Source organism: Methanobrevibacter sp., assembly GCF_045112895.1.
Classification (GTDB): Archaea; Methanobacteriota; Methanobacteria; order Methanobacteriales; family Methanobacteriaceae; genus Methanocatella.
This window is the reverse complement of the sequence record NZ_JBGUIH010000055.1, coordinates 67,840-74,031: the sequence shown is the minus strand read 5'-3', so window position 1 is coordinate 74,031 and position 6,192 is coordinate 67,840. Positions and strand designations below refer to the sequence as shown.

Genomic DNA, 6,192 nt, shown 5'->3' with positions numbered 1-6,192 from the left:
GTAGAGCGTTCGGCTGTTAACCGATTGGTCACAGGTTCGAGCCCTGTCGACGGCGCTTTTGGGCCCATAGCTTAGCCAGGTAGAGCGTCCGGCTCATAACCGGAAGGCCATGGGTTCGAACCCCATTGGGCCCATGTTAACTAAAAATGTATTGAATGTATGTGCTCCGGTGGTGTAGTCCGGCCAATCATTTCGGCCTTTCGAGCCGAAGACTCGGGTTCGAATCCCGGCCGGAGCATTCTAAAAAATTTTGTTAAGATTTTTAATGGTTTCTATGTATCCTTTGTTTTATATAAGCGGGGGTGCCCGAGAGGCCAAAGGGGACAGGCTTAGGACCTGTTGACGCAGGTCTACCAGGGTTCGAATCCCTGCTCCCGCACTTTAACAATGTTTTTTATCAAAATTTATAACTTGCCGGGGTAGGGTAGGTGGTCATCCTCCGGGACTGTGGATCCCGGGACTCGGGTTCGAATCTCGGCCCCGGCCCCATTTATAAAACTTTTTTTCTATTATTACTTTTCAATTGCTCTCTCATTCTTTTTATATACTAGTTAATTTAATATTAGTTATTATAAGAAATAATTTATTTAGAGTGTTACTATGGCTAAAAAAGGGTCTGCAGAAGAAAGGGATTTGGTGCATAAGCTTTGGGAAAGGAATTTTGCAGCAATGAGGGCTCCGGCATCTGGAGGCGCAACTAAAAATCCATTACCTGATGTTGTGGCTGGAAATGGTAAAATATATTTGGCTATTGAAGTGAAGACTACCACTAAAGATAAAATATATATTGAGGCACCTCAAATCGAGGCGCTTTGCGAATTTTCAAAAATATTCGGTGCTAGGCCTTATATTGGAGTCAGATTTAAATATACTAAATGGTTATTTTTGGAACCTGAAAATACTCCACGTACTAGAAACGGCAATTTTAAAGTTGAAAAGGATTATGCATTGGAAAAAGGCCTAGAAATCGATGAAATAGCTGGAATTGATAAACAAATGAAATTTTAGTAAATGGTAATCTTTATATATCATTAAAATATAATCTAATGTTGTATGTTACATATGGGGTTATGGTGTAACCTGGCATCATCTGGGACTCCAGTTGTCTTTGAAGAAATATACGCGTAACTGAGCAGTACCTGTTGTGATGAACAATTGGAGTACTGAGGCAAGAGAAATCCCAGGATCGGGGTTCAAATCCCTGTGACCCCATTTTTATACAAATCTTTTTTTCAAAAATTTTAATTACCTTTGCAACAATATTATCTTTTATGTCAGAGATTATTTTTATCATGGGGTATAATTACGATTCAAATTGTTATCTAATCAATGGAAATACTTTAGTTGACACCGGAGCTGGTCAAAATAAGGAATATTTATTTTCAAAACTCAAAGAAAACGGTGTCGAACCTGAAGATATTGAACTGGTTGTCAATACTCATTGTCATTTTGACCATATTGGGGGCAATCATTTTTTCCCAAATGCAAAAATTGCTGTTCATAAATTAGATGCAATTCCTATCAGAAATGAAGATACTTTAGGTACTGCAGGGTCAGCTTTCGGATTTGAGGGCATTAACAACTCAAGAGTCGATATTGAACTTGAAGAAGGAGATAAAATTGGGGATTTTGAAGTTATACACACTCCAGGACACACAAGCGGAGGAATCTGTTTATGGGATGGTGAAAATTTAATTTGTGGCGATACTGTCTTTGCCGGCGGTGGAGTCGGCAGAATGGATATCGGTGGAAATTATGATGATATGAAAAGCAGTGTTAAAAAGTTAACTGAATTGGATGTAAAAAACATATATCCTGGTCATGGTCCAATAGTAGAAAAAAATGGAAAGGACCATATTAAATTGTCTTATTCCTTTTTATAATACTATTTTTCTAATTTTTTGGATACTTTTTTGAAGTTTCCTCTTTTTACAAGGACAGTGACTTTTTCTCCTCTTGTAATTGTTTTATCCGGTTGAGGAATTTCAAGTTTTCCATTTTCATAAGTTGAGATAATAATGTATTCTTTGGTTGGTGAAATGTCTTTAAAACGTTTTCCAACGATTCTATCGTTAGTTATAGTCATTTCTAAAATTTCTGCATCACCTTGACCGATTGTTGTCAACTCTGCAACGTTTGGTCTTGTAACTAACCTTTGTAGATGTGCGGCGGCAGCTCTTTCAGGGCTGATAACCTTTTCAATACCGATTTCCTTAAAAGCTTCCTCGTGATCGGGATTACTTACACGAGCGATAATGTGCGGAACATCAAATTTCCTTACTAGAATACATGAAAGCAAGTTTGCTTCATCATTACCTGTTGTAGCAATGAAATAGTCGGCATCTTCCGCATTGACTTCTTCAAGCACTTTTGAATTTGTTCCATTTCCACAAATAACAAGCGCATCAAGTTCTCCTGCAACTTCTGAGCATAATGATTCATCACTTTCAATTAAGGTAATGTCATAACCTTCATCAATCAATAAATTTGCAAGGGCAAGTCCTACACGACCTCCACCCATAATAATTACATACATCAAATCACCACACAAATAATGAATAATCAATATTGATTTTTTAAGTTAATAAATTTATCTTTTAAAGATTTCGAAAAATGCTCTTAATGTAATCAATACAGGATATATTTCTATCCTTCCAGTCCACATATCAAACATACTTACTATTTTCAATATGGGATTCAAGGTGTGATTTACAATTCCCAGTTCCAATCCGTTATTGCCTTGAAGAGACATGGCTGCAAACAGGCTTCTAAATGGGTCATAACCAAACAAGCAGAATAGTGCCCATGTAAACATGATAAACATCATATATAATGTAATGAAATTTCCTGCCTGTGAAATTGATTTTTCAGGTATTTTGTGGCCGTGCAATTTCACAGCAACGACTCTGCCTTCAGGAGATAAGATTTCCCTGATGTGCCTGTATATTCCTTTAAAGAATGTAATCATTCTTACAAGTTTGATTGCACCTACTGTTGATCCGTTTGATCCTCCGGTTAACATCAAACACATCAAACAGATTATTACAAAAGAAGGCCATCCTGCCATTGTCAGAGGCGGGGCAACAGTCGCACCGGTTGTTGTTATTGCAGACACAATGGTAAACAGCAGTTCCATTGGAACTATGTCTGATATGAAGTAGAGCATCAATGTCACTAATGCAATTACAGTAATTATAATTTTGAATTGCAAATCCTGGATTAAAGATTTTCCTTTTGTTTTGATAACTTTGTAATGGACTAAAAAGCTTGTTGCACCTAAAATCATTAAAACAATTGAAATAAAATAGATCACGTCATTTTGGTAGTAGCCCATATTTGCATTTTTAATGCTCATTCCTCCAGTCGAAATTATATGTAATGTGCTACAGATTGAATCAAAAACGGGCATTCCGGCAAGGATGTATAGAACAATGCCTGCTATGGTATAAATCAAATATATTTCGAATGTTTTTTCAAGGGTTGTTTTAACACTAGGTTTGATACGTTCATCACGAGCTTCAGATTGATAAAGCTTGGAAGATACGGAACCTGGCTTTGTCAAAACGGTAATTACCATAACAACAACTCCCAATCCTCCAACCCATTGTTCAAAAGCTCTAAAAAATAGTATGCTGTGAGGCAATATTTCAACGTTTTCAAACATGGTCATTCCAGTGCCTGTTAGAGCAGTCATACTTTCAAAAACAGCATCGATAAATGGCATATTTGTAGCAAGCGTAAAAACAAGCCCTCCGATAATGCTTGCCCATAACCATCCGAATGAGGAAATCATCATCCCATGTTTAAGCCGCATTTTTTTGTCAGTTTCAAAATATCTCATGCATCCATATCCCAAACCTATTGAGATTGCGGCGGGAACAACAAAACTTATGATGTCGAACTCAAAATAGATTAAATCGAAGATTAATGGGATTAAGCACATTAGTCCAATTCCTATCATCAACATTCCGGAATTGTTTGCAACAACCAACAAATCGCTTTTAGTTATATACCTCATTATTGTAATAATTTGAATAAATATCTATATAAATTTATAAGTATGGAAAATAAAACTTATTATGACTATGGATAAAAAAACAATACTCCTCTTAGTTATAAGTGTTCTTATTCTCTTGGGAATGCTATACTTTGTAGGAATCGACCAAGTTATTGCAGCTTTGAAAATGGCTAATTTGTATTTGATAGCTTTAGCTATTGGTGTTCAAGTCTGCACTTATTTTTTATACACTTTTCGTTGGAAAATCCTCAATAAAATTGCAGGAATGGATGTAAGCTTTAAAAAATTGTTCCCGATGCTTTTGGTGGGGCTTGCTGTCAATAATATCACTCCTTCCGGACGTGGCGGTGGAGAGCCTGTAAGGGCATATCTTCTCTATAGGGATAAGGAGGAATATACATTCGATGAAACATTCGCTGCAGTCGTTGCGGATAGGGCGTTGGATACATTTCCATTTGTGATATTGGCCGCAATCACAATATCTTCAATGGCACTGTTTTTCGATTTTGAGTTATGGTTGCTGGCCGTAATGGTTCTTTCAGTAGTAGTCATTCTAGCAATATTGTTTGCTATTATCTACATGTGCATCAATCCAAGCTTTGGAAATAGGGTTGAAGGTTGGATTCTTGCTATTGTGAGAAAATTTTATAAGAAAAACTCAGAGTCTGTAGAAAACTCAATTCATGATGCAATTGTGGGCTTTCAGCATACCATGATAGTATTGATGTCAAATAAGAAGGGTTTGGCTTATACGCTCACAATATCATTTGTAATATGGGCTTTTGAAATTTTAAGAGTTTATTTGGTGTTTTCAGCATTTGGTGCCAATGTCAATTTAATAGTTATTGGTGAAGTATTTATTGTATCTTGTCTGGTGGGAATGATTCCTCTTCTTCCCGGAGGTTTGGGAACAGTTGACGGATTGATGATTCTTCTTTACTCAGCAGCAGGAATTCCAGCATCAGTAAGTGCGGCTGCAACTGTCATTGAAAGGTTGATTTCATTTTGGATGGCTACAATGTTAGGTATGGCCGTTTTGCCGTATTACGGATCCTCTGTTCTAAATCAAATTTCATTTACGGATTCACCTGAAGAAATTGAAGAAATTGTTGAAAGCCAATCAAATGAATAAATAGAAAACTTTATTTTAATTCATAATCATAAATTTTATTATCACAAAAGATATTTTTTTGAAAAAATTTTTGGTGAAATCATGGAAATTAATGGCGTAGAAATTAAAGATACTTATGCAGAAGGTTTCGGAATTAAAGTAACTAGAATCTTAGTAACTGCAGCAACTGCAAAATTAGCAAAAATTGCAGCTACTGAAGCAACAGGTTACGGAACTTCTGTTATCGGATGTCCTGCAGAAGCAGGTATTGACTGTTTTGTACCAGCTGAATGCACTCCTGACGGAAGACCAGGTTATGCAATTATGATTTGTCAAGGCAGTAAAAAGGCACTTGACCATGAATTAATGGAAAGAATCGGTATGTGTGTTTTAACCGCTCCTACCGCAGCAGCATTTAACTTGCTTGATGCAGAAGAAACCTTAAAAACAGGTAACAAATTAAAATTCTTCGGTGACGGATTTGAAAAAGAATGCTGCATTGATGGAAGAAAAGTTCACTCCATCCCAATCATGTCCGGTGACTTCCTTGTAGAATCTGAATTCGGATTTGCAGATGGTGTAGCTGGAGGAAACTTCTTCATTTTAGCAAAAGACCAAATCACTGGTGTTAAAGCTGCCGAATTAGCAGTTGCAGCTATCAGAAATGTTAAAGGTGTAATTACTCCATTCCCTGGTGGTATGGTTGCATCCGGTTCTAAAGTAGGATCCAACAAATACTCCAAATTCTTAAACGCATCCACTAACGAAAAAATGTGTGTAACCTTAAAAGGTGAAGTAGACTCTGATATCAGAGATGATGCTGACGGTGTATTTGAAATTGTTATTGATGGTATAGATGAAGAATCCGTAAAAGCAGCTATGAAAGCTGGTATTGTAGCAGCTTGTTCAGTCGATGGAGTACTTGAAATTTCAGCAGGTAACTTCGACGGCAAATTAGGTGCTTACATCATTAACTTACAAGAATTATTCTAGAGAGTTTAACTCTCTTCTTTTTTTACTTTTTTTACATATCACATATTTTATACTAATTTTAATAATATTG

6 protein-coding genes and 5 tRNA genes are annotated in these 6,192 nt (G+C 36.5%); 9 read left to right on the top strand and 2 right to left on the bottom strand.

What is annotated here, in order from left to right; genetic code table 11:
* Window positions 1-60 precede the first annotated feature (60 nt).
* From ACJMLD_RS09440 to ACJMLD_RS09410, 7 genes are all read left to right on the top strand, one after another.
* Window positions 61-134: transfer RNA gene (locus ACJMLD_RS09440), tRNA-Ile, on the top strand.
* Between the two features lie 29 nt (window positions 135-163).
* A tRNA-Glu gene (locus ACJMLD_RS09435) sits at window positions 164-238 on the top strand.
* Window positions 239-296: 58 nt separating this feature from the next.
* A tRNA-Leu gene (locus ACJMLD_RS09430) sits at window positions 297-379 on the top strand.
* Between the two features lie 34 nt (window positions 380-413).
* Window positions 414-489, top strand: a tRNA-His gene (locus tag ACJMLD_RS09425).
* A gap of 111 nt (window positions 490-600) precedes the next feature.
* Window positions 601-1,008, top strand: a complete 408-nt coding sequence (hjc, locus tag ACJMLD_RS09420) for a Holliday junction resolvase Hjc (RefSeq protein WP_405270862.1) — start codon at window positions 601-603, stop codon at window positions 1,006-1,008.
* Between the two features lie 56 nt (window positions 1,009-1,064).
* A tRNA-Trp gene (locus tag ACJMLD_RS09415) sits at window positions 1,065-1,212 on the top strand.
* Between the two features lie 59 nt (window positions 1,213-1,271).
* Window positions 1,272-1,883: an MBL fold metallo-hydrolase gene (locus tag ACJMLD_RS09410; protein WP_405270859.1), complete on the top strand. Its 612-nt coding sequence runs from the start codon at window positions 1,272-1,274 to the stop codon at window positions 1,881-1,883.
* Between the two features lie 2 nt (window positions 1,884-1,885).
* Here ACJMLD_RS09410 and ACJMLD_RS09405 read toward each other — a convergent pair whose 3' ends face one another.
* Both ACJMLD_RS09405 and ACJMLD_RS09400 read right to left on the bottom strand, forming a co-directional pair.
* Entirely contained in the window at window positions 1,886-2,536 is a 651-nt protein-coding gene (locus ACJMLD_RS09405; protein ID WP_405270857.1) for a potassium channel family protein, read from the bottom strand.
* Window positions 2,537-2,590: 54 nt separating this feature from the next.
* Entirely contained in the window at window positions 2,591-4,018 is a 1,428-nt protein-coding gene (locus ACJMLD_RS09400; protein ID WP_405270855.1) for a TrkH family potassium uptake protein, read from the bottom strand.
* Window positions 4,019-4,085: 67 nt separating this feature from the next.
* On the opposite strand from ACJMLD_RS09400, the gene ACJMLD_RS09395 reads away from it, so the two are divergent.
* Entirely contained in the window at window positions 4,086-5,150 is a 1,065-nt protein-coding gene (locus tag ACJMLD_RS09395; RefSeq protein ID WP_405270853.1) for a UPF0104 family protein, read from the top strand.
* Window positions 5,151-5,231: 81 nt separating this feature from the next.
* Window positions 5,232-6,122, top strand: a complete 891-nt coding sequence (fhcD, locus tag ACJMLD_RS09390; RefSeq protein WP_405270851.1) for a formylmethanofuran--tetrahydromethanopterin N-formyltransferase — start codon at window positions 5,232-5,234, stop codon at window positions 6,120-6,122.
* Window positions 6,123-6,192 lie beyond the last annotated feature (70 nt).

Excerpts from the sequence above, each read along its gene's own strand:
- hjc (WP_405270862.1), top strand. The coding sequence starts at position 601 with ATGGCTAAAAAAGGGTCTGCAGAAGAAAGGGATTTGGTGCATAAGCTT.
- ACJMLD_RS09410 (WP_405270859.1), top strand. The coding sequence starts at position 1,272 with ATGTCAGAGATTATTTTTATCATGGGGTATAATTACGATTCAAATTGT.
- ACJMLD_RS09405 (WP_405270857.1), bottom strand. The coding sequence starts at position 2,536 with ATGTATGTAATTATTATGGGTGGAGGTCGTGTAGGACTTGCCCTTGCA.
- ACJMLD_RS09400 (WP_405270855.1), bottom strand. The coding sequence starts at position 4,018 with ATGAGGTATATAACTAAAAGCGATTTGTTGGTTGTTGCAAACAATTCC.
- ACJMLD_RS09395 (WP_405270853.1), top strand. The coding sequence starts at position 4,086 with ATGGATAAAAAAACAATACTCCTCTTAGTTATAAGTGTTCTTATTCTC.
- fhcD (WP_405270851.1), top strand. The coding sequence starts at position 5,232 with ATGGAAATTAATGGCGTAGAAATTAAAGATACTTATGCAGAAGGTTTC.